The sequence below is a fragment of the Streptomyces sp. CA-249302 genome (genome assembly GCF_050936785.1).
Taxonomy (GTDB): Bacteria; Actinomycetota; Actinomycetes; order Streptomycetales; family Streptomycetaceae; genus Streptomyces.
Genome location: NZ_JBNJMG010000001.1, coordinates 4,764,878 through 4,791,785 on the forward strand (window position 1 = coordinate 4,764,878; position 26,908 = coordinate 4,791,785).

Annotated in this window: 22 protein-coding genes; 8 read left to right on the forward strand and 14 right to left on the reverse strand. The window is 71.8% G+C overall.

Annotation, left to right across the window (positions count from 1 at the left end):
- Positions 1-22: 22 nt before the first annotated feature.
- Positions 23-1,495, forward strand: a complete 1,473-nt coding sequence (locus tag ACQEWB_RS21200; RefSeq protein ID WP_432843921.1) for a CehA/McbA family metallohydrolase — start codon at positions 23-25, stop codon at positions 1,493-1,495.
- 216 nt (positions 1,496-1,711) lie between these two features.
- Here the strand turns inward: ACQEWB_RS21200 and ACQEWB_RS21205 are convergent, their stop codons facing one another.
- Entirely contained in the window at positions 1,712-2,224 is a 513-nt protein-coding gene (locus ACQEWB_RS21205; RefSeq protein WP_432833280.1) for a hypothetical protein, read from the reverse strand.
- A gap of 118 nt (positions 2,225-2,342) precedes the next feature.
- Between ACQEWB_RS21205 and ACQEWB_RS21210 the strand changes: the two genes are divergently transcribed.
- A complete protein-coding gene (locus tag ACQEWB_RS21210; RefSeq protein ID WP_432833282.1) occupies positions 2,343-3,281 on the forward strand; it encodes a MerR family transcriptional regulator in 939 nt (312 codons plus the stop codon).
- A 34-nt stretch (positions 3,282-3,315) separates the two neighbouring features.
- Here ACQEWB_RS21210 and ACQEWB_RS21215 read toward each other — a convergent pair whose 3' ends face one another.
- Positions 3,316-4,149 carry an endonuclease/exonuclease/phosphatase family protein gene (locus tag ACQEWB_RS21215; protein ID WP_432833284.1) on the reverse strand — a complete coding sequence of 278 codons (834 nt, stop codon included), beginning with the start codon at positions 4,147-4,149 and terminating at the stop codon, positions 3,316-3,318.
- A 127-nt stretch (positions 4,150-4,276) separates the two neighbouring features.
- On the opposite strand from ACQEWB_RS21215, the gene ACQEWB_RS21220 reads away from it, so the two are divergent.
- Positions 4,277-4,669, forward strand: a complete 393-nt coding sequence (locus tag ACQEWB_RS21220) for a nitroreductase/quinone reductase family protein (RefSeq protein WP_432833286.1) — start codon at positions 4,277-4,279, stop codon at positions 4,667-4,669.
- Between the two features lie 39 nt (positions 4,670-4,708).
- Here the strand turns inward: ACQEWB_RS21220 and ACQEWB_RS21225 are convergent, their stop codons facing one another.
- The 9 genes from ACQEWB_RS21225 to ACQEWB_RS21265 all read right to left on the reverse strand — a co-directional run bounded on the left by ACQEWB_RS21225 (position 4,709) and on the right by ACQEWB_RS21265 (position 14,844).
- Entirely contained in the window at positions 4,709-5,764 is a 1,056-nt protein-coding gene (locus ACQEWB_RS21225) for an aldo/keto reductase (protein ID WP_432833288.1), read from the reverse strand.
- 100 nt (positions 5,765-5,864) lie between these two features.
- On the reverse strand, positions 5,865-6,644 hold the full coding sequence (locus ACQEWB_RS21230) for an alpha/beta fold hydrolase (RefSeq protein WP_432833290.1): 780 nt from the start codon (positions 6,642-6,644) through the stop codon (positions 5,865-5,867).
- Between the two features lie 88 nt (positions 6,645-6,732).
- Positions 6,733-7,269 carry a DUF3455 domain-containing protein gene (locus ACQEWB_RS21235; protein ID WP_432833292.1) on the reverse strand — a complete coding sequence of 179 codons (537 nt, stop codon included), beginning with the start codon at positions 7,267-7,269 and terminating at the stop codon, positions 6,733-6,735.
- Between the two features lie 136 nt (positions 7,270-7,405).
- Positions 7,406-8,839, reverse strand: coding sequence for an aldehyde dehydrogenase family protein (locus ACQEWB_RS21240; protein WP_432843923.1), 1,434 nt, complete (start codon positions 8,837-8,839; stop codon positions 7,406-7,408).
- A 50-nt stretch (positions 8,840-8,889) separates the two neighbouring features.
- Positions 8,890-10,659: an N-acyl-D-amino-acid deacylase family protein gene (locus tag ACQEWB_RS21245; RefSeq protein ID WP_432843925.1), complete on the reverse strand. Its 1,770-nt coding sequence runs from the start codon at positions 10,657-10,659 to the stop codon at positions 8,890-8,892.
- A gap of 54 nt (positions 10,660-10,713) precedes the next feature.
- Positions 10,714-11,832: an LLM class flavin-dependent oxidoreductase gene (locus tag ACQEWB_RS21250; protein WP_432833294.1), complete on the reverse strand. Its 1,119-nt coding sequence runs from the start codon at positions 11,830-11,832 to the stop codon at positions 10,714-10,716.
- Positions 11,833-11,921: 89 nt separating this feature from the next.
- A complete protein-coding gene (locus tag ACQEWB_RS21255; protein ID WP_432833296.1) occupies positions 11,922-12,692 on the reverse strand; it encodes an SDR family NAD(P)-dependent oxidoreductase in 771 nt (256 codons plus the stop codon).
- A gap of 11 nt (positions 12,693-12,703) precedes the next feature.
- Entirely contained in the window at positions 12,704-13,618 is a 915-nt protein-coding gene (locus tag ACQEWB_RS21260; RefSeq protein WP_432833298.1) for an LLM class F420-dependent oxidoreductase, read from the reverse strand.
- Positions 13,615-14,844, reverse strand: a complete 1,230-nt coding sequence (locus tag ACQEWB_RS21265; RefSeq protein WP_432833300.1) for an amidohydrolase family protein — start codon at positions 14,842-14,844, stop codon at positions 13,615-13,617. The genes ACQEWB_RS21260 and ACQEWB_RS21265 overlap by 4 nt, the downstream gene beginning before the upstream one ends.
- 279 nt (positions 14,845-15,123) lie before the next feature.
- On the opposite strand from ACQEWB_RS21265, the gene ACQEWB_RS21270 reads away from it, so the two are divergent.
- Entirely contained in the window at positions 15,124-18,084 is a 2,961-nt protein-coding gene (locus tag ACQEWB_RS21270; protein ID WP_432833302.1) for a BTAD domain-containing putative transcriptional regulator, read from the forward strand.
- A gap of 28 nt (positions 18,085-18,112) precedes the next feature.
- Here the strand turns inward: ACQEWB_RS21270 and dnaK are convergent, their stop codons facing one another.
- On the reverse strand, positions 18,113-19,825 hold the full coding sequence (gene dnaK / locus ACQEWB_RS21275) for a molecular chaperone DnaK (protein WP_432833304.1): 1,713 nt from the start codon (positions 19,823-19,825) through the stop codon (positions 18,113-18,115).
- Between the two features lie 301 nt (positions 19,826-20,126).
- On the opposite strand from dnaK, the gene ACQEWB_RS21280 reads away from it, so the two are divergent.
- On the forward strand, positions 20,127-20,309 hold the full coding sequence (locus tag ACQEWB_RS21280) for a hypothetical protein (RefSeq protein ID WP_432833306.1): 183 nt from the start codon (positions 20,127-20,129) through the stop codon (positions 20,307-20,309).
- Positions 20,310-20,399: 90 nt separating this feature from the next.
- Here ACQEWB_RS21280 and ACQEWB_RS21285 read toward each other — a convergent pair whose 3' ends face one another.
- Complete coding sequence (locus tag ACQEWB_RS21285) at positions 20,400-21,953, reverse strand: FadD3 family acyl-CoA ligase (RefSeq protein ID WP_432843927.1); 1,554 nt, start codon at positions 21,951-21,953, stop codon at positions 20,400-20,402.
- A gap of 125 nt (positions 21,954-22,078) precedes the next feature.
- Between ACQEWB_RS21285 and ACQEWB_RS21290 the strand changes: the two genes are divergently transcribed.
- The 3 genes from ACQEWB_RS21290 to ACQEWB_RS21300 are packed head-to-tail and all read left to right on the forward strand — an operon-like array spanning position 22,079 to position 24,418.
- Positions 22,079-23,230: a lipid-transfer protein gene (locus ACQEWB_RS21290; protein WP_432833308.1), complete on the forward strand. Its 1,152-nt coding sequence runs from the start codon at positions 22,079-22,081 to the stop codon at positions 23,228-23,230.
- A 1-nt stretch (position 23,231) separates the two neighbouring features.
- Positions 23,232-23,648 carry a Zn-ribbon domain-containing OB-fold protein gene (locus ACQEWB_RS21295; protein ID WP_432833310.1) on the forward strand — a complete coding sequence of 139 codons (417 nt, stop codon included), beginning with the start codon at positions 23,232-23,234 and terminating at the stop codon, positions 23,646-23,648.
- Positions 23,645-24,418 carry an enoyl-CoA hydratase/isomerase family protein gene (locus ACQEWB_RS21300; protein ID WP_432833313.1) on the forward strand — a complete coding sequence of 258 codons (774 nt, stop codon included), beginning with the start codon at positions 23,645-23,647 and terminating at the stop codon, positions 24,416-24,418. The genes ACQEWB_RS21295 and ACQEWB_RS21300 overlap by 4 nt, the downstream gene beginning before the upstream one ends.
- Positions 24,419-24,491: 73 nt before the next feature.
- Here the strand turns inward: ACQEWB_RS21300 and ACQEWB_RS21305 are convergent, their stop codons facing one another.
- On the reverse strand, positions 24,492-26,837 hold the full coding sequence (locus tag ACQEWB_RS21305; protein ID WP_432833315.1) for a PQQ-binding-like beta-propeller repeat protein: 2,346 nt from the start codon (positions 26,835-26,837) through the stop codon (positions 24,492-24,494).
- Between the last annotated feature and the right edge of the window lie 71 nt (positions 26,838-26,908).

The following is a 26,908-nucleotide window of genomic DNA, read 5'->3' on the forward strand; positions in this document are numbered from 1 at the left end:
ACATTCACACCGGAGGCTTCACATCGGGGGTGGGGCGCTTACGTTGGGAAGCGTGAGCTTCGCGGCGGCGGACGGCCATGAGCCGGAGCGGGAGCGGGAGCAGGAGACGCGGACGGTACGCGGCACCCTGCCCGCGGGATCCCCGGACTTCGTGTACGTACCGGTCGAAGTCCCCTCGGGCGTACGCGAGATCAAGGTCGCGTACACCTACGACCGGCCGGCCGTCCCGGCCGGCACCCAGGGCAACGCCCTCGACATCGGCATCTTCGACGAACGCGGCACCAACCTGGGCGGCCGCGGCTTCCGGGGCTGGTCGGGCGGCGCCCGCACGGAGTTCTTCGTCCGCGCGGACGAGGCGACGCCGGGGTATGTGCCGGGACCGGTCCGGGAGGGCACGTGGTCGGTCGCGCTGGGCCCGTACACGGTGGCGCCGCAGGGTCTGTCGTACGAACTCACGATCACGCTGACGTACGGGGAGCCCGGCGAGACGCCGAGGCCGGTGTATCCGCCGGCCCGCGCGAAGGGCAGGGGCCGCGCCTGGTACCGGGGCGACTGCCACCTCCACTCCTGGTACTCGGACGGCCACCGCACACCGGCCGAGATCGCGGCCCTGGCCCGCGCGGCCGGCCTCGACTTCATCAACACGTCGGACCACAACACGCACACCTCGCACCCCCATTGGGCCACGGAGGCGGGCGACGACCTGCTGATCCTGCTGGGCGAGGAGGTCACGACGAGGAACGGCCACGTAGTGGCCCTGGGCACGGACCCGGGGACCTTCGTCGACTGGCGCTACCGGGCCCGGGACAACCGCTTCACCGAGTACGCCCGCCGGATCCACCGCGCCGGCGGTCTCGTCGTACCCGCCCATCCGCACGCCACCTGCATCGGCTGCGGCTGGAAGTTCGGCTTCGGCGAGGCGGACGCGGTGGAGGTGTGGAACGGGCCCTGGACGCCCGACGACGAGGTGACGCTGGCGGAGTGGGAGAACACCCTGGTGGCGGCGGTCCGGGACAACCGCGGGTGGCTCCCGGCGATGGGCAACAGCGACGCGCACCGGGACCCGGACGTGGTCGGCCTGCCCCAGACGGTGGTCCTGGCCGACGACCTGACCCGGGAGGCGATCCGGGCCGGCATCCGGGCCGGGCGCTCGTACATCGCGGAGTCGAAGAACGTGACCATGACTTTCACGGCTACGGGGGCGCGCGGCGAACACGCCGGGATCGGGGGGCGGTTGGAGGTGCCCGAGGACAGCCGGGTGACGGTCCGCCTGGAGGTGTCGGGCGCCCCGCGCTGCACGGCCCGCATCGTCACGGACCAGGGCGTGCAGCTCACGAGCGAGGTGCTGCCGGTGTCGGGGGCGGGGGTGGTGGAGTGGCGGACGACTCCGGCTTACGCGGCGTACGTACGGGCTGAGCTGCGCCACGAGACGGCGGCGGGGCCCCTGCCGGGAGCGATGGCGGGCTTCACCAACCCGATCTTCCTGGGTCGCTGACCCACGAGTGTCCGCCGCGTATCGTCCAGCCATGGACGCCACCGCTTCGCCCCGTGTCCTCGTCATCGGGCTTGATCCGTACCGGGTGCCCGGGCCGTGGGATCCCGAGCCGGCACTCGGACGACCAGGCCGAGCTCCTGGAACAGGTGATCAACCTGATCCGCCGCCGCGCGTTGGCTCAGGTGACCTTGACGACCAGAGGTCGGTGACCGAGCCTCAGTCGAGCGATCGAACCAGCCTGGATCGACGGGAGGTCTTCGGTTGCAGGTCATCGCGCATGACCTTCTGCAGAGTCTCCAAGTCTCGGAAGAACGGCCCTCTCACCTCGTCGTACTCCGTCGATTCCGGACGGAGGGAGTGCGCGGCGAGGAGATCCCGCATGACCTGGAGCTGCCCGTAGACCGGCAGAGCGGCCTGATAGACGTGATCCGGTGAAACAATGCCCAACTCCCGCAGCAGGGCTTTGGCGTTGCTGTCCTGGGGGTCGTTGTGGAAGGCGTCGTGCACCCCGTCCCGCCGGGCATCGTCTGGCTGCCCACCGAACGCGGCGCGGATCATGCGGCTGTGCGTCTGCGCCAGGGACGTCAGGAAACGCGCATACACAACCCGCTTCGTCTCGTTCCAGTACCGGTCCTGCTCCCTGCGCGACCGCACGAGGTCCGTGACGAGCGTCGTGGCGACGCCGAAAACCGCCCCGACGACCGCAACTGCGAGAGTCCCCAACTCCATTCCCGCAGCGTACGGTTACTCACCCGTGAGGACACTGATCATGCGGAGATCCGCTGATCGAGGACTGGCGAGCGAGGGAGCTTGAGTCTCCAGTAGGGGGAGACGTAAGGGTGGGGGCATGGACGGTGACGCGCTCTACTCGATCGGTGAACTGGCTCGGCGGACCGGGCTGAGTGTCAAGACCATTCGGTTCTACTCCGATCGCGGAATCGTGGCGCCGACCGATCGCACCCCGACCGGCTACCGCCGCTACGGCATCGAGGCGGTCGTACGGCTGGATTTCGTGCGCACGTTGCGCGACCTGGGACTGGGCCTCCCCACGATCCGGAAGGTCGTGGACCAGGAGCTCTCGCTCGCCGAGGTCGCGGCAGCGCACGCCGAAGCGCTGGCCGTGCAGATCCGCACCCTGCGGCTGCGGCGTGCGGTGCTGACCGCGGTGGCCGAGCGCGGGGCCACCCCTGAGGAGACGGATCTCATGCACGGACTGGCCAAGCTCTCCGAGGACGAACGCCGACGTCTGGTCGACGACTTCCTGGACGCCGTCTTCGGCGGTCCGGGCGCCGACGCCCGCTTCGCCGGGGCCAGGCGCTCGATGACCCCCGAACTGCCCGACAACCCCGAGGCCGAACAGGTCCGGGCCTGGATCGAGTTGGCCGAACTGTCCCAGGACCCGGACTTCCGTGCTGGTGTGCGGCGGACGGTCGAGAGCCATGCGGCCGAGCTCGCCGAAGGCGACACCGGGGTCCCGCGCCGCGGCCCTGTCGCCGCCGTCCGCGACCAGGTCGGTCCAGCCCTCGCCGTCGGCATCGAACCGGCCTCGCCCTCGGCCGATCCGACGGTCGCGGCGCTGACCGCTCACTACTCGCGCATCGTCGGCCTCCCCGACGACGTCGGACTCCGCCGCCGTCTGCTGACCCGGCTGGAGACCGCGCACGACCCCCGCAGGCAGCGGTACTCGGAGCTGCTCGCGGTGATCAACGGCTGGCCGGGACCGGAGAACCTGGCCCCCGTACTCGACTGGTCCATCCAGGCCCTGCGCGCCCGCATCCCCGGATGACAGGGCTGTCTCGGCCCGGTGGTCGAAACCGATCTCATCCGTCGGCGCCGGCTCCCGCCAACTCAGCCACCACCGCCGCGTGATCCGAAGCCCACACCCCGCCCACCGGCCCGTCCCCGGCCCGCCGTACCGCCCGTACCGTCCCGAGTCCGTCCGGGCCCGCCGGGGCGCCCACGTGGATGTAGTCGATGCGGGCGACGGGGCCCAGGCCCGGGTGGACGTACGGGTTGGTGTGGTCCCAGGTGGCGGCGGGGGCGGTGGGGTCCGCGTAGTCCCAGGCGTCGAAGAAGGACTGGCCCGGGACCACCGGTGCCGTCCGGGTGCCGCCGAACAGGCGGATCTCGTCGGAGTCCGGCGGGGCGTTGAAGTCGCCGACGACCACCGGGGGGAAGTCGGTGCCCGTGCGGTGGGTCGCGACGAAGTGGGCGAGGGCCGTGACCTGGTCGCGGCGGATCGCGGAGGCGTGTAGCTGGGACGTCAAGTGGGCCGTGAAGAACGGGACCTGGGCTCCCGGGGCGTCCAGGCGCGCGTACAGGGCCAGGCGGCCGTCGTTCATCTCCGCCGGGGCCGGGAGTCGTAGCACGGAACGATCCACCACCGGCCACCGGCTCAGTACCGCGTTGCCGATCTCGACGCCCGGTTCGCCGATCCGCCGCTGCCAGCGGTCCGAGGCGTCGGAGGCGGCCCAGGTCCAGTGCAGGCCCAGTTCGCCGGCCAGCCAGCCCGCGAGGTTGCCGCCGCCCGTCGCCCACACCTCCTGCAGGCCCACGACGTCCGGGCGCAGCTCCCGCAGGACCGCGAGGATCGCCTTCTGGCGCTCCGCCCACGGGCCGAAGCGCCACCACAGGTTCCAGGTCACGACTCGCATGGGGCCCACCGTCCCTCACCGGGGAACCGTCACGGAGAATCCGTTCGAGGTTCCATCGCTCGTTCGAGCCCCCGTGGGGGACATTGAAGAGCATCAGCACCGCCACGAGACAGGAGAACCGGAAATCATGCCCCGCAGCGCCGAGGACAAGTACCTGACCGTCACCGCCTTCCAGCGGCGCCTCAACGCCGTGATGCGCCGGCTGCCGACCCAGACGCTGCTGGAGACCACGGGCCGTGCCTCCGGGCTGCCGAGGCGCACGCCGGTCGGCGGGCGCCGGGTCGGCGACGCGTTCTGGCTGGTGTCCGAGTTCGGGGAGCGGTCGCAGTACGTCCGCAACATCAAGGCCGACCCCCGGGTACGGGTCCGGATCCGCGGCCGCTGGTACGCCGGAACCGCCCGCCTCCTCCCGGACGACGACCCGATCGCCCGCCTGCGCACCCTGCGGTCACTGAACAGCGTGGCCGTGCGGGCGATAGGCGCGGCCCTGCTGACCGTGCGGGTGGATCTGGACGGCTGAGGGGACCCGTCGGGCGATCCGGACGCCTGAGAGGTCCCGTCAGGCGTCGGCCGCCGCCCGCTCCCCCGCCGGCCGCCTGCGCAGCGCCGGCTCGGTGAGGGGCCGCGGCTGCCAGACCCCGTCGGCCCGGTAGAGGTCGGTCCCCGGCGGCACGATCTCGTCGATGCGGTCGAGTGCCGCGTCGTCGAGCACCAGGTCCGCGCCGGCCAGCAGGGAGGTCAGCTGGTCCATGGTGCGCGGGCCGATGATCACCGAGGTGACCGCCGGGTGCACCAGGGGGAAGGCGACGGCCAGTTCGGGGAGGGTGCAGCCCAAGTCATCGGCGAGGGCGATGAGTTGTTCCACGGCCGCGTACTTCGCCGGGTTCCCCGGGGCCTCCGGGTCGAAGCGGTGCGGGGTGAGCTTGGCGCGGCCGGTGGTGAGGTCGACCGGGCGGCCCTCGCGGTAGGCACCGGAGAGGAAGCCCGAGGCCAGCGGGGACCAGGTCAGCACGCCCATGCCCAGGCGCTCGGCGGTGGGCAGTACGGCGCGTTCGATGCCGCGGGCGAGGAGGGAGTACGGCGGCTGTTCCGTACGCATCCGCATCAGGCCCCGCCGCTCCGCCACATGGTGGGCCTCGACCAGGTCCTCCGCCGGGAACGTGGAGCAGCCGAACGTCCGGATCTTGCCCGCCCGTACCAGGTCGGTGAGGACGGACAGCGTCTCCTCGATGTCCGTGGTGTGGTCGGGGCGGTGCACCTGGTAGAGGTCGATCCAGTCGGTGTCCAGGCGTCGCAGGCTGTCCTCGACGGCCCGCACGATCCAACGCCGCGAGTTCCCGCTGCGGTTGCGGCCCTCGCCCATCGGGAAGTGCACCTTCGTGGCGAGTACGACGTCGTCACGCCGGCCCTTGAGCGCCTTGCCGACGATCTCCTCGGACTCCCCCTTCGAGTACATGTCGGCGGTGTCCACGAAGTTGATCCCGGCGTCGAGCGCGGCGTGGATGACGCGCGCGCCGTCCTCGTGGTCGGGGTTTCCGGCGGCGCCGAACATCATCGTGCCGAGGCAGTGGGTGCTGACCTCGATGCCGGTCCTGCCGAGGGCTCGATAGCGCATACCGGTACTCCGTACTCCGTGGCGGGCTCGGGAAGAGTCGTCACTCTAGGACCTGGAGTGCGCTCGACCGCAAGCGCCGCCGGGAGCGGCCTCGGCGGTTTCAGCCGGTCGCCCTCGCATACAGGTCAAGCACCAACTCCCGTGCCGCTTCCGGGGCCCGCAGCGTCGGCAGATGGTCGCAGTCGGGGCGGCGTACGAGGACGCAGCCGGGGATCGCCGCGGCCATCGCCTCGTTGCAGCGGACGGTCCGCGGCATGTCCTGTTCGCCCAGCAACAGCGTGCAGGGCATGGTCAGTTCGCCGAGGCGGGGGAAGGCGGGCGGGTCCTCGGTCTGGTGGCCGTACGTCGTGAACCAGGCCGGAACGGCCGCCCGTACCAGTTCGGCGGCCTCGGTGTCGGGGGCGGTGCCCGCCGTGCCCCAGGACGACAGGGAGAGGGTGACCAGGCCGTCCATGTCCCCCGCTCGCGCCAACTCGCCGATACGGGCCGTCAGTTCGGGGGACTCCAGGTCCGGGTAGCCGGTGATGCCGGGGACCAGGAGGGCGAGTCCGGCGACGCGGTCCGGCTCGTCCAGCGCGAAGTTGACCGCCGTACCCCCGCCCATGCTGGTGCCGACCAGGACGGCGCGCCGGACGCCGAAGTGGTCCAGGACGGTGCGCAGGTCGGCGGCGAGGGAGTAGCTGGTGGTGGGGGCGGGTGAGCGGCCGTAGCCGCGGGCGTCGTAGCGGATCACCCGGTGCCGGTCGACGAGTGCCGGGGCGATCGGATCCCAGATCCTGGAGTCGGCGACGCCGGGGTGCAGCAGCACCACCGGGATCCCTTCCCCGCCCGTGTCGTCCGCCCAGACCTCACCGCCGTCGACGTGCACCATGGTCTCCATGCACCGAGGGTCCCACCCCGGCCGCACGGGCGCCGCCCGGCTCGCGCCGGACGGCGACACCGCCGTACCGCTCAAGGCGTCACACGCGTCACTTCGCCGGCTTGTAGAAGGCGTACGTCGCGGTGTACGCCACGCTCACCTGGTCCGTGCCGGTGCAGGCGGTGGCCGGAGCGACGCCGCCCGTGGTGTTGAGGCGCTGTATGTAGGAGACGCCCGCGAAGGTGCCCTCGCCCCGGGTGGCGGTGGCCTGGAGCAGGAGCTCGGGGATGGTGCCGGTCTTGGGGGAGGTGGCGATCGCCGCGCCGTTCACCGCGCTGCCGTCCACCGTGGAGACCCAGACGGGGCCGCGGGAGTGCAGGGCGACCGTGCGGCCTCTCTTGTCCGACAGGGTGGCGGCCGGCTCCAGGAGCTTCCAGGCGCCGTCGGTGCAGGTGTAGGTCTGCACGCCCCGGGCGGCGTAGACGGCGGTCAGCTTGTTGCCGTCGGGCACCTTGAGCGCGGCGGGGGCCTTCACGGGCTTGGGGGCGGCGTCCGAGGGGGCGGCGTAGCCCGCGGCCGTACCCAGGCAGGCGGTCGCTGCGGCGACGGCCGCGGTGGTCAGGGCGAGACGCTTGGTGAGCTTCAAGTCACTTCTCCGGAACGGTTTTTGACTGCTTTTCAGGACGCCGACATCGATGTCGGCGCCCACCGCTCCGGGACTCTAGGGCATCTCCCTTGGATTCAGGGGAAGTTGAGGGATCGGGCGTGTCCGGAAGCCCCCCTCAGCCCGGCCAGACGATCGACTGGACCTCGCTGTAGGCGTGCAGTGCGTACGCGCCGCAGTCCCGCCCGACCCCGCTCTTCTTGAAGCCCCCGAACGGCGCCTCCATGTTCCGGCCCACCGTGTTCACGCCCACGCCCCCGGCCCGCAGCCGCCGCGCCACCCGGAAGGCCCGCGCCACGTCCCCCGACCAGACGTAGTCGATGAGCCCGTAGTCGCTGTCGTTCGCCAGCTCGACACCCTCGTCCTCCTCGTCGAAGGGGACGACCACGACCACCGGCCCGAAGATCTCCTCCCGGGCCACCCGCATGTCGTTGGTGCAGTCGGCGAGGAGGGTCGGGGTGACGTAAAACCCGCGGTCGTACGAAGGCCGTTCACCGCCCGTGACCACCACCGCGCCCTCCTTGCGGCCCAGTTCGACGTACGACTCCACGCGATCCCGGTGCGCCGCGGAGATGACGGGTCCGACGACCGTGTCCGGCTCCCGCGGGTCCCCGACCTTCAACCGACCCGCGTAACCCGCCAGTTGCTCGACGAGACGGTCGTACACCCCCCGCTGGGCCAGCACCCGCGTCGGCGCCGTGCAGATCTGGCCGCTGTAGAAGGAGAAGGTGGTGCCGATGCCGGCCACCGCCGAGCCGATGTCCGCGTCGTCGAAGACGACCGCGGCCCCCTTGCCGCCCAGTTCCATCAACTGCCGTTTCATGTGCCGCCCGCACACCTCGCCGATGCGCTGTCCGACGGCCGTGGAGCCCGTGAAGCTGACCATGTCGACGTCACCCGACTCGACCGCCGCCTCGCCGACGGCGGTCGACTGCCCGGTGACCACGTTGACGACACCCGCCGGCGCACCCGCCGCCTCCAGCGCCTCCGCCATCCGGTAGACCGACAGCGGGTCCTGCGGGGCGGGCTTCACGACCACCGTGTTGCCCATCGCCAGCGCCGGGGCGATCTTGCCGGCCGGGTTCGCCCAGGGGTTGTTGTACGAGGTGACGCAGGTGACGACCCCGACGGGCTGCCGGACCGCCAGCGCGCCCATCACCGCGGCCTTCCCCATCGGTCCGGCCTCGTTGATCTGCGGCGGGACCGCCCACTCGGCGGGCTCGACCTGCGCGTACCGCCGGAAGCGGGCGGCCGCGACGCCGACCTGCATGGCGCGGGCCGTCCCCGTGGTCGCCCCGGTCTCCGCCTGGGCGAGTTCGGCGTACGGCACGAGCCGGGAGCGGATGATGTCGGAGGCCCGGGCGAGGATCGCGGCCCGCTCCTCCGGCGCCGTACCCGACCACGGCCCGAAGGCCTCGCGGGCCGCGGCACAAGCCGCGTGCACCTGATCCCGCGAGGCCTCCGGAGCCCACTCGATGGTCTCCTCGGTGGCCGGATCGACGACGGCGTAGCGGCCGCCGTCCGGCTCGACCCACTCGCCCCCGACGAACAGCCGCTGCTCGGCGCCCGATCCGCGCCCCGCGTCCGACGCGTCCCCGGCGTTCAACGCGTGCTCACCGTCCTCGTGTCCCGCCCGGACCGCAGCACCTTCCCGGGTACGGCACCGCTCACCACGTCGTCCCGGATCGCCTCGACGCCGTTGACCCACACGGCCCGTACGCCGATCGCCTTCGCGTCCAGCCGCGGGCTGTCACCCGGCAGGTCGTGCACCAGGGTGGCCGTGCCCGCGTCGATCCGCTCCGGGTCGAAGAGCACGAGGTCCGCATGGAAGCCCTCCTCGATCCGGCCGCGCTCGCGCAGGCCGAAGAGCCGAGCCGGGTCGTCGGTCAGCATCTTCACGGCCTGCTCGAGACCGACCAGTCTGCGACGGCGCAGACAGTCGCCGAGGAAGCGGGTGGTGTACGGGGCTCCGCACATCCGGTCCAGATGCGCCCCGGCGTCCGACCCGCCGAGCAGCACGTCCTCGTGCTGCCAGGTCTCGGCGCGCAGCGCCCAGGAGGCGGGGTCGTTGTCGGTCGGCATGGGCCACAGGACCGTACGCAGCTCGTCGGCCGCGCAGATCTCGACCAGCGTGTGGAAGGCGTCCTGGCCGCGCTCCGCCGCGATGTCCTGGACGACCCGCCCGCTCAGCCCGGCGTTCGCCTCGCTGTAGGTGTCACCGATGACGTAACGGCCGAAGTTGGCGAGCCGCCGGAAGACTCCGGCCTCCTTGGAGTTGGCGCGCTCCAGCATCTCCGCCCGTACGTCCGGGTCCCGCAGCCGGGCGATGCGCTCGGGGACCGGGAGGCCGAGGACCGGCCCCCATCCCGGGATCAGGTTCAGCGCGCAGAAGGTGCCGAGGGACATGTTCATCGGCGTGAGGATCGGCATCGTCAGCGCGACGATCCGGCCGCCCGCCTTCCGCGCCTGCTCGCTCGCCAGCAGCTGCCGGGGCACCCGCTCGGGCACGGACGCGTCGACGGTGAGCACGTTCCAGTTCAGGGGCCGCCCGGCCGCCGCGCTCATCTCGACGAACAGCTCGATCTCGGCATCGCTGAACTGGTCCAGACACCCCGCGACGATGGCCTCGATCTGGGTGCCCTCGTGCTCGCCGACGGCCCGCGACAGCGCGAGCAGCTCGGCGGGCTTGGCGTGCCGGGACGCGACCGGCTGCCCGTCGCCGTCGGAGTGGGTACGGGACTGGGTGGTCGAGAACCCCCAGGCCCCGGCGTCCATGGCCTCGTGCAACAGCCGCACGATCTCCGCCAGTTGCTCCTCACTGGGCTGCCCGCCGACCGCGTCCGGGCCCATCACGTACCGCCGCAGGGCGCAATGCCCCACCATGAACCCGGCGTTGACCGCGATCCGCCCGTCGAGCGCGTCGAGATACTCCCCGAACGAACTCCAACTCCACGGCGCCCCTTCCTCCAGGGCCACCAGCGACATGCCCTCGACCTTGGACATCATGCGGCGGGTGTAGTCGGCGTCCTCGGGGCGGGCGGGGTTGAGCGGCGCGAGGGTGAAACCGCAGTTGCCGGCGGCGACGGTGGTGACGCCGTGGTTCAGGGACGGGGTCGCGTACGGGTCCCAGAACAGCTGGGCGTCGTAGTGGGTGTGCGGGTCGACGAACCCGGGCGCGAGAACGAGCCCGGAGGCGTCCTCGGAGGTCCGGGCCAACTCGGTGACGGTCCCGATGACGGCGATACGACCGTCACGGACACCGACGTCGGCGGTGAAGGCGGGCGCACCGGTCCCATCGACGACGGTGGCGCCCTTGATGACGTGATCAAGCATGCGGTGCCTCCTTGAACCGCGTCGGCCATGCCCACCCAGGGGCGCGGGGAACTGCGCGACCGGCCCCCACACACCCGCACCCGCCGACGGCGATCACGTGGCTGCCCGGAACCGCGAAGTCCGATGCACAGGATCCGTGTCGATCTTCGGAATCACGTGCTCGCCGATCAGCCGGATCGTCTGGAGCGTCTCCTCCTTCGGCACCCCCACCGGCAGCCCGAAGCTCAGCTGGTCCGCCCCCGCCTGCTCCCACCGCTTGCACTGCGTGAGCACCTCGTCCGGGTCGCCGCAGATCAACAGCTCCTCCTCGACGAGCAGTTCGACGAACTCCGGCGTGTACTCCGGCAGCGTCTCCGGCCACACCGGGAAGCCCTCCGGCCGCGGGAACGTGTCGTGGTACCGGAACACCAGCGACGGCAGGTAGTGCAGACCGCCGTTGGTGGCGATCCGTATCGCCTCGTCGTGCGTCGGCGCGCAGATCGCCGTCGTCGTCACCATCACGTTGTCGTTGACGAACTCCCCGACCGGCTCCGCGTTCACGATCGCCGTCTTGTACTGCTCGAGCACCCACTCCATGTCGGAGACCTTCTGGATGCTGAAGCCGAGCACGCCCAGCCCCTTGCGCGCGGCCATCGCGTACGACGGCGGCGAGCCGGCCGCGTACCACATCGCCGGATGCGACTTCCCGTACGGCTTCGGCAGGACCTTCCGCGGCGGCAGCTGCCAGTGCTTGCCCTGGAAGCCGACGTACTCGTCCTGCATCCACATCTTCGGGAACTCGGCGATCGTCTCCTCCCAGATCTCCTTCGTGTAGTTCATGTCGGTGATCCCGGGGAGGAAGCCGAGGATCTCGTGCGAGCCGGCGCCCCGGCCGGACCCGAACTCGAAGCGTCCCTCGCTGAGGTGGTCCATCATGGCGACCTTCTCGGCCACCTTCACCGGGTGGTTGACCTGGGCGAGCGGGTTGAAGATCCCGGAGCCGAGGTGGATGCGGTCGGTCGCGTGCGCCAGGTAGCCGAGGAACACGTCGTTCGCGGAGAGGTGCGAGTACTCCTCCAGGAAGTGGTGCTCGGAGGCCCAGGCGTACTTGAAGCCGGACTTGTCCGCCTGGATGACGTACTCGGTCTCCTCCATCAGCGCCTTGTGCTCGGCCAGCGGGTCGGTCTCGGCGCGCTTACCCACGTATCCCTGTACAAAGAGCCCGAATTCCAAGGCGGTTCACCGTCCCAAGTGAGTCCTACGACTTCTGAGCCCTACGACTTTCTGACGTACCGTCAGAAAGGTCAATAGCTGACAGCCCGTCAGATGATGCTGACCCCCGCCAGCCACCCGCCGTCGATCACGAACGGCTGCCCCGTGATGTACGAGGAGTCGTCCGACGTCAGGAACAGCGCGAGCCGCGCCACCTCGTCCGGCCTGCCGATCCGCCCCAGCGGCACGAGCTTGCGGTACAGCTCGTCCAGGGCCCGCCCGGTCTCCTCCGCGTCCGCCTCCGGGTCCAGCTGGGCCGGGTTGGACATCGCGGTGTCGATGGCGCCGGGGCACATGGCGTTGACGCGGATACGGCGGTCGGCCAGCTCCAGGGCGGCGACGCGGGTGAGGCCGAGGATGGCGTGCTTGGTGGCGGCGTAGGTGCCCACGGCCGCCATGCCCGTGACCGCCGTGTAGGACGCGGTGTTGACGATCGTGCCGCCGTCCTCCATCACCGGCGCGACCGTCCTGATGCCCAGGAAGCAGCCGACCTGGTTGACCCGTACGACCTGCATGAACTCGTCGAGGGGCGTGTCCACCAGGGCGTTGAAGCGCAGGATGCCCGCATTGTTGACCAGGCCGTCTATCCGGCCGTACGCGTTCTTCACGGTGCTCACGGCCGACCGCCAGGCGTCCTCCTCGCGCACGTCCAGGTGGACGTACCGGCCGCCGATCTCCCGCGCGAGGGCCTCGCCCTGCTCGTCCAGGACGTCGGCGACCACGACCTCGGCCCCCTCCGCTCTGAACAGCCGGGCCTCCTGCTCCCCCTGTCCGCGCGCCGCCCCGGTGACGATCACGACGCGTCCGTCCAGCTTGCCCATGCCGTAACTCCTTAGAGGTGGGGGGCCACTTCGGCGCCGAAGGCCGATATCTGGTCGGTGAGTTCGCCGCGGCTCCGGCAGCGGAACCGCACCTGGATCTGGTCCACGCCCATCGCCGGGTAGGCGCGGAGGGACTCGGCGAGGGAGTCCGGGGAGCCGGTGAGCGTGCGGCGGCCGACCTCCCAGGCGGGGGTGCCGACGTACAGCGGCTCGGTGATCGCCCCGATCGTGAACGGCCCCTGGACGGCGGCCTCTTCACGCAGTCGCCGTATCCGATCCAGCTGGGCCGGCAGCCGGTCCCGCGGATCGCCCTGCGGCAGCCAGCCGTCCGCCTTGAGCGCGGCCCGGCGCACGGCGGCCGGTGAGGAGCCGCCCACCCAGACCGGGACCCGCTCCTGCGCGGGCCTCGGGCGCTGGCCCAGACCCTCGAAGTCGTAGAGCTTGCCGTGGTGTTCGGGGAACTCGTCCGGGCCGAGAGCGGCCCGCAGCGCGTCGATCGACTCGTCGAGTACGGCGCCCCGGTGCTCGAAGTCGACGCCCAGCGCTTCGAATTCCTCCTGTACGTGACCTGCCCCGACCCCGAGGATCAGGCGGCCGGCGCTGAGGTGGTCGAGGGTGGCGTACTGCTTGGCGGCGAGGAGGGGGTGGCGCAGGCCCACCACCGCCACATGGCTCAGCAGCCGTATCCGCTCCGTCACGCCCGCCAGGAAGGCGAGGGTGGCCACGGGGTCGTACCAGACCGTGCTCATCGCGGACGCCAGGCGGCGCGGGATGGCCACGTGGTCGCAGCCGGCGATGTATTCGAAGCCGGCGGACTCGGCGGTGCGGGCGACGGCCACCAGGTCCTCGGGGCCCGCGTCGGCCTCCCAGGGCTCGGCGTAGATGGTGCTCTGGGACTGGACGGGGAGTTGGATGCCGTACCTCATGTACGGCTCCACAGCCCCTCGGGGGTGAGCCCGAGCAGCTCGATGGCGTTGCCCCGGACGATCCGCTCCACGATCTCGGCGTCCAGATGCCCCATCTGCGCCTCCCCGACCTCCCTCGACTTCGGCCAAGTGGAGTCGGAGTGCGGGTAGTCGGTCTCGTAGAGGACGTTGCCGACACCGATCGCGTCGAGGTTGCGGAGCCCGAACGCGTCGTCGAAGAAGCAGCCGTAGACGTGCTCGGCGAAGAGTTCGGACGGCGGCCGGTGGACCTTGTCCGCCACTCCGCCCCAGCCGCGGTTCTCCTCCCAGACCACGTCCGCGCGTTCGAGGATGTACGGGATCCAGCCGATCTGGCCCTCCGCGTACATGACCTTGAGGTCGGGGAAGCGCTCGAACTTGCCGCTCATCAGCCAGTCGACCATCGAGAAGCAGCAGTTGGCGAAGGTGATCGTCGAACCGACGGCCGGGGGTGCGTCCTTGGAGGTCGAGGGCATACGGCTGCTGGAGCCGATGTGCATCGCGATGACCGTGCCCGTCTCGTCGCAGGCCTGGAACAGCGGGTCCCAGTCGTCGCCGTGGACGGACGGGAGGCCCAGGTAGGGGGGTATCTCGGAGAAGGCGACGGCGCGGACACCGCGGGCGGCGTTGCGGCGGACCTCGGCGGCGGCGAGCTCGGCGTCCCAGAGGGGGATGAGGGTGAGGGGGATCAGGCGGCCCTGGGCGGCCGGGCCGCACCACTCCTCCACCATCCAGTCGTTGTAGGCCTGGACGCAGAGCAGGCCCAGGTCGTGGTCCTTGGCCTCGGTGAAGGTCTGGCCGCAGAAGCGCGGGAAGGTCGGGAAGCAGACGGCGGACTGGACGTGGTTGACGTCCATGTCGGCGAGGCGCTGCGGGACGTCGAAGGAACCCGGTCGCATCTGCTCGTAGGTGATGACCTCGAGCTTGATCTCGTCCCTGCTGTAGCCGACAGCGGTGTCGAGGCGGGTCAGGGGGCGCTTGAGCTCCTCGTAGACCCACCAGTCGCCGAGCGGGCCGTCGTCGCCCGGCTCACCCATGACGGGGCGGAAGCGGCCGCCGAGGAAGGTCATCTCCTTCAGCGGGGCGCGGACTATTCGGGGGCCGACGTCCAGGTACTTCTTCGGGAGCCGGTTCTGCCAGACATCGGCGGGCTCCACGGTGTGGTCGTCGACGGAGATGATCAGCGGAAACGTCGCTTCGGTGTCCATGGCGGCCACGGTAGCGCCGATCTGACGGTCCGTCAGCTATGCGGACGGAGACGATGGGGACGAAGGCGACGGGACGAAGGCGACGGGAACGGATCGTGGTCGAGCGTGTTCGGATCCGCTTCTCATCCGTTTCGCATCCGTTTCGCATCCGTGCGGAGGGCGCGTGAGGGGTTTGTGATATCCAGCGCGTCTGGCTGTGACCGTGCCCTCCACAGCTGACGCATCCGCCGTGGACAAGGCAGACTGACGGGGTTGCTCGATGTGTCTAGGGGGACGGCGATGGTCGACCGTGTGCCGCGTGTGCCGGAGCAGCGGCGGGCCGGATCCTCCGCGGGGGCGGAGCCGGACGCCGTGCGCTTCGCCGTGCTCGGGCCCGTGCGTGCCCGGCGCGGCGAGGAGCAGCTCAACACCGGCTCCCCGCAGCAACGCGCCCTGCTGGCCGCCCTGCTGCTGCGCGAGGGCCGTACGGCGACCGCCGGTGAGCTGATCGACGCGCTGTGGGGCGAGGAGCCGCCCTTGCAGGCGCTGGCCGCGGTGCGTACGTACGCCTCCCGGCTGCGCAAGGTGCTGGACCCCGGGGTCCTGGTGAGCGAGTCGGGTGGGTACGCGGTGCGCGGGCTTGCCGAGGGCGCCTTCGACCTGGCGGTGGCGCAGGACCTGGCGGCCGAGGCGGAGAAGGCGCGCGGCGCCGGGGACCTGTGCCACGCCCGCGAGGTGCTGGACCGCGCGCTGCACCTGTGGGACGGCGAGACGCTGGCCGGCGTACCGGGCCCGTACGCGGAGGCGCAGCGCGTCCGCCTGGAGGAGTGGCGGCTCCAACTCCTCGAGTCCCGCCTGGACATGGACCTGGAGCAGGGCTGCCACGCAGAGTCGGTCTCCGAGCTGACCGCGCTGACGGCGGCCCATCCGCTGCGCGAGCGGCTGCGCGAGCTGCTGATGCTGGCGCTGTACCGCAGCGGCCGGCAGGCAGAGGCGCTCGCGGTGTACGCGGACACCCGGCGCCTGCTCGCCGACGAACTCGGCGTCGACCCCCGCCCCGGCCTGCGCGAGCTGCAGCAGCGCATCCTGCGGGCCGACCCGGGCCTCGCCGAGCCCTCCGCCCCGCAGACCGCCCCGCCCCCGGCCCCCGTCCGCCCGGCCCAACTCCCGGCCACCGTCCCCGACTTCACCGGCCGCAAGGCCTTCGTCAAGGAGCTCGGCGAGGTGCTGTCCACCGCCGAGGGCCGGGTGATGGCGGTCTCGGCGGTCGCGGGCATCGGCGGCGTCGGCAAGACCACCCTCGCCGTGCACGTCGCCCACCAGGCCCGCGCCGCCTTCCCGGACGGCCAGTTGTACGTCGACCTCCAGGGCGCCGGCGTCAGGTCGGCCGAGCCGGAGACGGTCCTGGGCTCCTTCCTGCGCGCCCTCGGCACGGCCGACTCGGCCATCCCCGACTCCCTGGAGGAGCGCGCCGCGCTTTACCGCTCCGTCCTCGACGGCCGCCGGGTCCTGGTGCTGCTGGACAACGCCCGGGACGCGGCGCAGATACGTCCGCTGCTGCCCGGCACGGAGGGCTGCGCGGCCCTGGTGACCTCCCGGGTGCGGATGGTCGATCTCGCCGGGGCCCACCTCGTGGACCTGGACGTGATGTCCCCCGACGAGGCACTGGCGCTGTTCACCAGGATCGTGGGCGAGGAGCGGGTGGCGGCCGAGCGGGAGGCGGCCCTCGACGTGGTCGCGGCCTGCGGTTTCCTGCCGCTGGCGATCAGGATCGCGGCCTCCCGGCTGGCGGCCCGCCGTACCTGGACGGTCTCCGTGCTCGCGGCCAAGCTGGCCGACGAGCGGCGGCGCCTGGACGAGCTCCAGGCGGGCGACCTCGCGGTCAAGGCCACCTTCGAGCTGGGCTACGGCGCGCTGGAGCCCGCGCAGGCACGGGCGTTCCGGCTGCTGGGGCTGGCGGACGGCCCGGACATCTCGCTGGCCGCGGCGGCGGCCGTACTCGATCTGACCGTGGAGGAGACGGAGGACCTGCTGGAGGCCCTCGTCGACACCTCGCTGCTGGAATCGGCGGCACCCGGGCGCTACCGGTACCACGATCTCGTACGGCTCTACGCGCGTGCGTGTGCGGAGCGGGACGAGTGGCCGCCGAGCGACCGCGACGCCGCGATGTCCCGGCTGCTGGACTTCTATCTGGCCACGGCGGCCGGGGTCTACCTCATCGAGCGCCCCGGCGACCGGCTGGTCGACCACCTGGCCGCCCCGGAGCACCCGGGGCTGGTCTTCGCCGACCGGCACCAGGCGCAGGACTGGCTGTACTCGGAGGCGGTCTGCCTGCTGGCCTGCGTCCGCCAGTCCGCCGGCTCCGGCTCGCTGCGGCGCGCGGTGGACCTGCTGTGGGCCGCCGTGGACCTCGCCGAGTCGGGCACCAACTCCAAGGCGTACGAAGGGGTCGCCTCGGCCCTGCGCGAGGCCGCGCGGGAGGCCGGGGACGCCCGGGCGGAGGCGCGGGCGCTGATCACGCTGGGGTACGCGCACAGCGTGACGGGCCGCTTCGACCTGGCGGACGAGGAGGCAGCCCTGGCCCACGAGCTGATCGGCGCCGCGCCGGATCCGCTGGCCGGCTGCTGGGCGTCCAACATCCTCGGTGTGATCGCGCTCTACCAGAGCCGCAACGAGGACGGCGAGACCCACATCGTCCGGGCCATCGAGGGCTTCCGCGCCTGCGACGACCGGGCGGGCGAGGCGGCCGTGCTGTGCAACCTCTCCCGGATCCACCTGGCCACCGGGCGCACCGACAGCGCGGTGTCACTGGCCCGGCAGGGCATGGAGATGTACGACGCCATGGGCCACGCGCTGAAGGGCGCCAACGGCCGTTACGCGCTGGGCCTCGCGCTCACCGAGCACGGCGAGCTGCCGGAGGCCGCCGCCCGCCTCCAGGAGGCGCTGACCGTGTTCCGGGACAGCCGCCAACGCCTCTGGGAGGGCATGTCCCTGTTCCGCCTGGCCGAGGTCGACCTGGCCGACGGACGCCCGGCACAGGCCGCGGCCAACGCGGAGAGCGCCCTGACGGTACTGCGCGGCATCGGCGGCGACTGGCGCCGGGCCAACGTCCTGGTAGCCCTCGGCCACGGCCTCAACGGCATCGGCCAGCCGGGCCGCGCCCAGGTCTGCTGGCGCGAGGCCCTGGAGCTGTTCGAGGCGCTGGACGCGGCGGAGGCGGAGACTGTGCGGCCGCTGTTGACGCCGTTGGCGCTGGCGTAGCGTCTGACTCCGGCTCGGCGTCAGCGCCTCAGCCGTGGAGATCCCGTACGGCGTCGGCGACCTGTTCGGTGGCCTCGCGGACGGCCGCGTCGTCACCGTGCCTCAGGGCTTCCCTGAGTTCACGGACCGCGGCCTCGACGGCGGCCCTGACGTCGTCCGGCACCGTGTCCGCGCGGTCCCGGACGAACTTCTCGGTGGAATGGACGAGTTGCTCGGCCCGGTCGCGCATGTCGGCGGATTCACGGCGCTCACGCTCCTGCTCCTCATACCGCTCGGCCTCACGCGCCATGCGCTCGATGTCGGCCTTCGGCAGGGCGGTTCCGCCGGTGACCGTCACGCGTTGCTCCGTGCCGGTGCCCAGGTCCCTGGCAGAGACGTCCATGAAGCCGTTGGCGTCGATGTCGAAGGCGACCTCGATCTGCGGCTTGCCGGCCTTCGCCGGAGGCAGACCGGTCAGTTCGCACGTGGCGATCTTCTTGTTGTACACCGCGATCGCCTGCTCACCCTCGTAGACCTTGATCTCCAGCGCCGTCTGGTTGTCCCGTACCGTCGTGAAGATCTCGGAGCGCCTGGTCGGGATGATGGTGTTGCGCTCGATGAACTTGGTCATGACGCCGCCCTCGGACTCGACGCCGAGCGACAGCGGGGTGACGTCGAGCAGCATGAGGTCCCGTATCTCGCCCTTGAGGATGCCGGCGAGGAGGGCGGCGCCGGCGGCGACCGGATCGTCCGAACGGACGCGTTGGCGCTGCTTGCCACCGGTCAGCTCATCGACCAGGTCGATGACGGCGGGCATGCGGGTCGAGCCGCCGACGAGGACGACGTGGTCGATGTCCGTGAGCCTGATTCCGGCGTCCTTGATGACGTTGTGGAACGGCGTCTTGCAGCGCAGCAGCAGATCGGCGGTGAGCCGTTGGAACCTGTCCCGGGTGAGCTTCTCGGCCAGGTGCAGTGGGGGTTTGGAGATGGGCGCGAGGTAGGGCAGGTCGATCGTGGTCTCGGTGGTCGAGGAGAGCTCGACCTTCGTCCGCTCCGCGACCTCGCGCAGGCGCTGAAGCGCTGTCCTGTCCGTGCGCAGATTGATGCCGTGTTCGTCGGCGACGCGCTTGACCAGATGGTCGACGATGCGCTGGTCCCAGTCGTCACCGCCAAGTTTCTTGTCGCCGTTGGTGGCCCTCACCTCCACCACGCCGTCGCCGATCTCCAGCAGCGACACGTCGAAGGTGCCGCCGCCGAAGTGGATGACCATGACGGTCTCGTCGTCCCGGTCCAGGCCGTAGGCGAGAGCCGCGGCGGTCGGCTCGCTGATGATGCGCAGGACGTTCAGCCCCGCGATCCGGCCGGCCTCCTTCGTCGCCTGACGCTCGGAGTCGTTGAAGTACGCCGGTACGGTGATCACCGCATCGGTGACCGGCTCGCCCAGGTAGGACTCGGCGTCCCGCTTCAGCTTCTGCAGGATGAAGGCGCTGATCTGCTGCGGCGTGAAGTCCCTGCCGTCGATGCCCACCTTCCAGCCGGTGCCCATATGGCGCTTGACCGAACAGATGGTGCGGTCCGCGTTGGTCACCGCCTGCCGCCTGGCCGCCTCACCGACCAGCGCCTCACCGTTCTTCGTGAAGGCGACGACGGAGGGCGTGGACCTGTCGCCCTCGGCGTTGGTGATGACGGCCGGTTCACCGCCCTCGAGCACACACACCACGGAATGAGTCGTCCCGAGATCGATCCCGACAGCACGAGCCACCGTGCGCTCCCCCCGGCCGACGCGGACCACTGCCGCGCGTGAACTTCCCCTCGGTCAGGCTTCCCTGACGTCCCGGTCCGTACACGAATCGACCGATCCGAGTGACTCGGCGCGCGGGCGTTCATCGTTCGTTTATCGCCACCCGGCACTCTCGTCCTGTCGTTCCGTCGCGTCGGGGGGCAGACGGGTCGACCTGGGCCGTTGCACTACGGTGAACGGTCACGAAGCCGGCCCGGCGGCCCTCGGGGGAGCTGCCGGGCCGGCGGCCACATCAAGCAACCCGAACGGGGAGGCAGTCGTCATGAGCGACGAGAACACCACGGACAACCTGCACGCCACGGACGTCGAGGACGGCACCGAGGTCAGCACGGACAATCTGCACGCCACGAGCGAGCCGCTCACCGGCGTGAACCCGCTCAAGGCGGACTCCGGCACCGCCACGGTCACGCCGGACAACCTGCACGCGACCGACGAGAAGGCCTGACCAGGCTTTTTCCCGCACGGGGACGGCCGCGGTGGCACCGAGGGGGAGCCACCGCGGCCGAGGCGTGTCCGGGGTCACCGGCGAGTGCGGTCAACCGCGGGTGCGCAGTTCGCCCTTGACCACCTTCCCGCCGGCGTTCCGCGGCAGTTCCGTCACGAACTCCACCTCACGCGGCACCTTGTAGTTGGCCATCTCGCGCCGGGCCCAGGCGATCAGGTCGTCCGCCGTGAGGGGCGGGTCCGCCCGGCGCACCACGTACGCCTTGCCGACCTCGCCGAGTCGCGGGTCCGGTACGCCGATCACCGCGACGTCCGCCACCGCCGGGTGCAGGCCGAGGAGTTGCTCTATCTCCGCCGGGTAGGCGTTGAAGCCGCCGACGATGAACATGTCCTTGATGCGGTCGGTGATCCGCAGGTTGCCGTCGCCGTCCAGCACCCCCACATCTCCCGTCCGCAGCCAGCCGTCCTCGGTGAGGGTCTCGGCCGTGGCCGCCTCGTCCTCGTAGTAGCCGCGCATCACGTTGAAGCCGCGGACCAGGACCTCGCCGGGTTCGCCGGCCGGGGCCGCCACCCGCACCTCCGTGCCGGGTATCGCCCGCCCGGACGTCGAGGCGATGACCGTCGGGTCGTCGCCGCGCCGGCACATCGTCACGATGCCGCTGGCCTCCGAGAGGCCGTACGCCGTCAGGACCGTCTCCACGCCCAGTTCCCCGCGCAGCCGCTCCACCAGTCGCAGGGGTACGACCGCCGCACCCGTCACCACCAGCCGCAGCGCCGACAGGTCGTGCGCGTCGCGGGCCGGGTGGTCCAGCAGCGACTGGTGCAGGGTCGGCGGGCCGGGGAGGACCGAGACCCGTTCCGCGGCGATGTTCGCCAGCACCGTGTCGATGTCGAAGACCGGTTGCGGGATCATCGTCGCGCCGCGCATGAGGCAGGCCAGGACGCCTGCCTTGTAGCCGAAGGTGTGGAAGAAGGGGTTGACGATCAGGTAGCGGTCGCCCTGCCGGAGCCCCGCCAGGTCGCACCAGATCTCGTACGCCCGCAGCGACTGGGCATGCGTGATCACCGCCCCCTTGGGCCGGCCCGTCGTACCGGACGTGAAGACGATGTCCGAGGGCCCGTCCGGGGACACCGCGGACGCCCGCGCCCGCACCTCCGCCTCCCCCACCGCGTCCCCGCCCGCCAGGAAGTCCTTCCAGGTACGGAAGTCGGCGGGCGCGTCGTCCGAGAGCACCACCACCTGCTCCAGCGCGGGCAGCCCCGGTTCCTTGGCCATCTCGCGCCGCAGCGCGGCCACGTACGAGGTCCCGAGGAACATGCCCGTCACGAACAGCAGCCGCACCCCGCTCCGGCGCAGCACATACGCCGCCTCGCTCCCCTTGAACCGCGTGTTCAGCGGCACCAGCACCGCCCCGGCCGACACCGCGCCCAGCGCCGAGACCATCCAGTCGAGGGAGTTGGGCGCCCAGACGGCCACCCGGTCGCCGGGCGAGACGCCGGCGGCGATGCAGGCGGCCGCCGCGCGTTCCACCCGGGCGCCCAACTCGCCGTAGGAGACCCGCATTCGGCCCTCGACGACCGCCTCGGCGTCCCCGTACCGTTCCGCCGCCGACCGGACCAGCCCCGGGATGCTGTCCCACTCCATGTCCCACTCCATGTCACTGGGCACAACCGGCCTCCTCCCCGACCGCAGTAGCTGACTACCCGTCAGATTAGCTGTAACCTGACGGGCTGTCAGCAGGCCTCACAGCGTGCGGAGGTGCGTGCAGCGTGACCCTCAAGGACGCGACGGCGATCGTGGGGATAGGACAGACGCCGTTCGCCAAGCAGCTCGCCGAGGACGAGAGAACCCTGGCCTGCCGGGCCGTTCTCGCCGCCCTCGACGACGCCGGGATCGCCCCCGGCGAGGTCGACGCCCTCGCCTCGTACACGATGGAGGAGACGGACGAGGTCGAGCTGGCGAAGGCGGTCGGCTTCGGGGACCTGACCTTCTTCAGCAAGGTCGGTTACGGCGGCGGTGGTTCGTGCGCCACGGTCGCCCACCTCGCCGCCGCGATAGCCGCGGGGCAGGCCACGGTCGGCGTCGCCTGGCGGTCCCGGAAGCGCGGGAGCGGCCCCCGCCCCTGGAGGAACACCGCCGTCCAGCTCCCCACCCCGGCCCAGTGGACCCGCCCCTTCGGCCTGCTCCGCCCAGCCGACGAGATCGCGATGCTGACACGCCGCTACATGCACGAGTACGGCGCCACCAGGGATCACCTCTTCAACGTCGCCCTCGCCTGCCGGAACCGCGCCAACCAGAATCCCGCCGCGATCATGTACGAGCGCCCGCTGACCCGCGAGATGTACATGACCTCCCGCTGGATCAGCGAGCCCCTCTGCCTCTTCGACAACTGCCTTGAAACGGACGGGGCGTTGGCGTGTGTCGTGGTCAGCCGGGAGCGGGCGCGCGACTGCCGCCGTACGCCCGTCTACGTCCATTCCGCCGCGCAGGGCCTGCCCGCGCAGCACCACGGCATGGTCAACTACTGGAACGACGACCCGCTCACCGGCCCCGCCTGGACCGCCGCCCGACACCTGTGGAAACACGCCGACTTCACACCCCAGGACGTCGATGTCGCCCAGATCTACGACGCGTTCACGGCGCTGATCCCGCTCTCCCTGGAGGGCTACGGCTTCTGCGAGCGGGGCGAGGGCGGCGCGTTCACCGAGCAGGGCGCCCTGGAGATCGGCGGGCGGCTGCCCGTCAACACCGGCGGCGGCGGGCTGAGCGAGGCCTACGTCCACGGGTTCAACCTCATCAACGAAGGAGTACGGCAGCTGCGGGGCACCAGCACCGCCCAGGTCCCGGACGCCGGTACCTGCCTCGTCACCGCCGGCGAGGGCGTCCCGACCTCCGCGCTGCTGCTGACCAACAGGAGTTGACATGCTGGACCCGGTCATCGACCCCGACGGCGCCCCCTTCTGGCGGTACGCCGCCGCGGGCGAGCTGCGCGTACAGGCCTGCGCCGACTGCGGCGAACCCCGCTTCCCGCCCCGCCCCTGCTGCCCGCACTGCCAGTCTTTCGCGGCCGAGTGGCGGCCGGTCTCCGGGCACGGCCGCATCTGGTCCTACGTCGTCCCCCATCCCCCGCTCCTGCCCGACTACGCGGAGCAGGCGCCGTACAACGTGATCGTCGTCGAGCTCGCCGACGCGCCGCGTGTCCGCCTCGTCGGCAACCTGGTCGCCGCCCCCGGCGCCCGCCTCGACTCGGTGCCGCCGGAGCGCCTCAGGATCGGCGCGAAGGTGCAGGTCGTCTTCACCGAGGAGGGTCTTCCGCAGTGGGTCCTGGAGCGCCCGTGAAAACCCTCACCGTCACCGCCGACAAGGACTCCGGCATCGCGACCGTAACCCTCGACCGGCCCGCGCGCCTCAACGCCATCGACCTCACCATGCGCGACGAACTCCGCGAGGTCTGGGGCGAGTTGCGCTTCGACGACACGGTACGGGCGGTCGTCCTCACCGGCGCCGGCGACCGGGCCTTCAGCACCGGCCTCGACCGCGACGCGGTGGTCCCGCAGCCCAACTCCCCCTACATGGCGGACGATCCGCTCCTCCACGTCGGCCCCAAGTCGAACGACCTCTGGAAGCCGGTCGTCGCCGCCGTGCGGGGCATGGCCTGCGGAGGCGCCTTCTACCTCCTCGGCGAGTCGGACTTCGTGATCGCCGACCCGAGCGCCGCCTTCTTCGACCCGCACACCACGTACGGCATGGTCAGCGCGTACGAGTCGGTGCTGCTGAGCGGCCGGATGCCGTACGGCGAGGTCGCCCGCATGATGCTCATGGGCACGGCGGAACGGATCGGGGCCCGGCGGGCGTACGAGCTCGGGCTCGTCTCCGAACTCACCGAGCCCGGCGGGGCGTTGGCGGCGGCGACGGAGTGCGCCACGGTGATCGCCGGTTACCCGCCGGAGGGCGTCCAGGGCACGGTCCGCGCCCTGTGGGCGGCGAAGGAGGCGAGCCTCGCCGCCGGGTACGCGCAGGCGCCGCACCTCATCTCGCTGGGCAACCTGCCGGACGAGCGGCAGGCGGAGCTGTTCGCCGGGCGGAACAGGACATATCGCACGCGCTGACGTAGCGTCTAGGTGGGACGGCCGCCGTCCACACCCTTCCGTGCGCTTGGTACGACGGCCGTCACCTGCATGTTCAGGAGGTACGGGCCGTTCCGGTGCCCTTCTCCGCGTCCAGGGCGTACACGCAGCGGTCCTTGCTGCACGCGTACACGACCCCGTCCCGGACGACCGGCGAGCCGGTGATCTCGCCGCCGGTCGCGAGTTTCCAGCGCAGGCGGCCGTCGTCGGCCTTCAGGGTGTAGAGCAGGTGGTCGGTCGAGCCGAAGTGGATACGGCCCTCCGCGACCGCCGGGGCGCCCACGATGTCGCCGCCCGCCTGGAAGCGCCACTTGGGCGTGCCCGTGACCGCGTCGAGGGTGTAGAGGCCCTTGCCGCTGCCCACGTGGACGTGACCGGCGGCCACCAGGACCGGGTCGACCGAGGCGCGGGACTCGGTGGCGATGCGCCAGCGGTCGCGGCCGTCGGCGGCGTCGAGGGCGTACACCGTGCCGAGGTAGTCGGCGAGGTAGACGCCACCGCCGGTGACGGCCGGGCCGGGCGCGAAGGTCGGCGGGGAGAGGAAGACCGCCGGGGCCTCGAAGTGCCACTTCACGTGGCCGCTCGCCACGTCGAGGGCGAGGACGCGGGTGCCCGCGGAGACGTAGACGTAGCCGTCCGGCGCGTGCGTCAGGCGTACCGGGACGCCGCCGCAGGAGGCCGCGTCGCCGATCGGGTAGGACCAGCGCTCCTCGGCCGTGCGGGCGTCCAGGGCGCGCAGCCGGGCGTCCTGCCAGACGAAGACCGTGCCCTCGTGGACGGCGGGCCCGGCCTCCGGCGACTCGAAGTCGGTCTGGGCGCCGCTCAGCTCCCACAGCTTCTGGCCGGTCGAGGCCTCCCAGGCCTGGACGCCGCCGCCGCGGGTGCCGGTGACGACGGTGCCGCGGTCGGCGTGCAGGGAGTAGACCCAGGCGTCCGTGGAGAGGCGCCAGAGATCCGCGCCTCCGCGGGCGTCCAGGGCGAACAGGGTCGGCCCGTCGGAGGCGTGGATACGGCCGTCCGAGACCGCCATCGACCAGGCCACGTCCCGCGTCTTGAAGCGCCGGCGGCCGGTCGCGACGTCGAGGGCGTGCACCTCGAAGGAGGTGACGTAGACGAGGTCCCCGGCGACCGACGGCGTGCCCCAGACGTCGTTGGACATGCGGAAACGCCAGGGGCGCCAGCCGGTGGCCGTCTCCGGGGGCGCGGGAGGGGCGGAGGGCAGGACGGGGTCGGCGCCGTTGACGCCGGGGCGGGGCTTGGCCCAGGAGGCGGCCAGGGCGGCCTCCGGCGGGGGCGCCTTGACGGCGGCGGCGCGCACGTCGGAGACGCGGGGGCCGGGGCCGATCGGCACCTGGGCGCCGGCGAGGCGGACCGGGCCGGTGTCGGGGGCGCCCACCGGGACGGGCGAGGGGACCGCGGGGTCGTACGAGGGCTGGGGCGGCGGGACGGGAGCGCGACCGCCTCCGCTGCGGCCGCCGCCCTGCGGGCCGGGCTTGGCGGCCGGACGGCCGTTGCGCCGCGCCTCGATCAGGCTCACCGCCCGCTCGGGCAGCCAGGCCGAGGCCGTACCGCTGTCGTCGGAGCCGGAGCCGAAGAGGTGCGGGGCCAGCTGCGCCTGGAGGTCGGCGGGGTTGGGGCGGCCGGTCGCCTCCATCTGCATGAGCGACTCGATCAGCGGGCGCAGCTCGTTCGGCAGGCCCTCCAGGTCAGGGCCCTCGCGCAGCAGCATGAAGACCGTCTCGACCGGGTTGGCGCCGTGGAAGGGCGGGTGGCCGGTGGCCGCGAAGACCAGCATCGAGCCGAGCGAGAAGACGTCGGAGGCACCGGTGACGGACCGGGAGTCCTTGGCCTGCTCGGGGGACATGTAGGCGGGGGTGCCCACCGCCACGTTCGTCATGGTCAGACGGGTGTTCGAAACTCCGGACGCGATGCCGAAGTCGATGACCCGCGGGCCGTCCTCCACGACGAGGACGTTCGAGGGCTTGAGGTCGCGGTGGACGAGCCCGGCGCCGTGGATCGACTGGAGCGCCTCCGCGACGCCCGCCGCCAGCCAGCGCACCGCCTGGGCCGGGAGCGGCCCGCACTCGTTCACTATCTCCTCGAGGGAGGGCGCGGGGACGTACGCGGTGGCCAGCCACGGCACCGCGGCGCGCGGGTCGGCGTCGACGACGGCCGCCGTGTAGAAGCCGGAGACCGCGCGGGCCGCCTCCACCTCACGAGTGAAGCGGACGCGGAAGAGCTGGTCCTCGGCGAGCTCCGTACGAACGGTCTTGATCGCCACGCGCCGGCCGGACGCCGAGCGCGCGAGATAGACCAGCCCCATGCCGCCGGCACCCAGCCGTCCCAGCACCTCGAACGGCCCGATCCGCCGCGGATCGTGCTGCGTCAGCTGATCCACCACTTGCCTGCCACCTCCCCGTACGGGCCCCGTCACCCACATATGTACGCGACCCCGTGCAGCGTCTCACCACC

What these genes read in the sequence shown, in the direction of transcription:
- ACQEWB_RS21205 (WP_432833280.1), bottom strand. Translation starts at nt 2,224, where the DNA reads ATGGAGTTGGGGACTCTCGCAGTTGCGGTCGTCGGGGCGGTTTTCGGC.
- ACQEWB_RS21210 (WP_432833282.1), top strand. Translation starts at nt 2,343, where the DNA reads ATGGACGGTGACGCGCTCTACTCGATCGGTGAACTGGCTCGGCGGACC.
- ACQEWB_RS21215 (WP_432833284.1), bottom strand. Translation starts at nt 4,149, where the DNA reads ATGCGAGTCGTGACCTGGAACCTGTGGTGGCGCTTCGGCCCGTGGGCG.
- ACQEWB_RS21220 (WP_432833286.1), top strand. Translation starts at nt 4,277, where the DNA reads ATGCCCCGCAGCGCCGAGGACAAGTACCTGACCGTCACCGCCTTCCAG.
- ACQEWB_RS21225 (WP_432833288.1), bottom strand. Translation starts at nt 5,764, where the DNA reads ATGCGCTATCGAGCCCTCGGCAGGACCGGCATCGAGGTCAGCACCCAC.
- ACQEWB_RS21230 (WP_432833290.1), bottom strand. Translation starts at nt 6,644, where the DNA reads ATGGAGACCATGGTGCACGTCGACGGCGGTGAGGTCTGGGCGGACGAC.
- ACQEWB_RS21255 (WP_432833296.1), bottom strand. Translation starts at nt 12,692, where the DNA reads ATGGGCAAGCTGGACGGACGCGTCGTGATCGTCACCGGGGCGGCGCGC.
- ACQEWB_RS21260 (WP_432833298.1), bottom strand. Translation starts at nt 13,618, where the DNA reads ATGAGGTACGGCATCCAACTCCCCGTCCAGTCCCAGAGCACCATCTAC.
- ACQEWB_RS21265 (WP_432833300.1), bottom strand. Translation starts at nt 14,844, where the DNA reads ATGGACACCGAAGCGACGTTTCCGCTGATCATCTCCGTCGACGACCAC.
- ACQEWB_RS21270 (WP_432833302.1), top strand. Translation starts at nt 15,124, where the DNA reads ATGGTCGACCGTGTGCCGCGTGTGCCGGAGCAGCGGCGGGCCGGATCC.
- ACQEWB_RS21280 (WP_432833306.1), top strand. Translation starts at nt 20,127, where the DNA reads ATGAGCGACGAGAACACCACGGACAACCTGCACGCCACGGACGTCGAG.
- ACQEWB_RS21285 (WP_432843927.1), bottom strand. Translation starts at nt 21,953, where the DNA reads ATGGAGTGGGACAGCATCCCGGGGCTGGTCCGGTCGGCGGCGGAACGG.
- ACQEWB_RS21295 (WP_432833310.1), top strand. Translation starts at nt 23,232, where the DNA reads ATGCTGGACCCGGTCATCGACCCCGACGGCGCCCCCTTCTGGCGGTAC.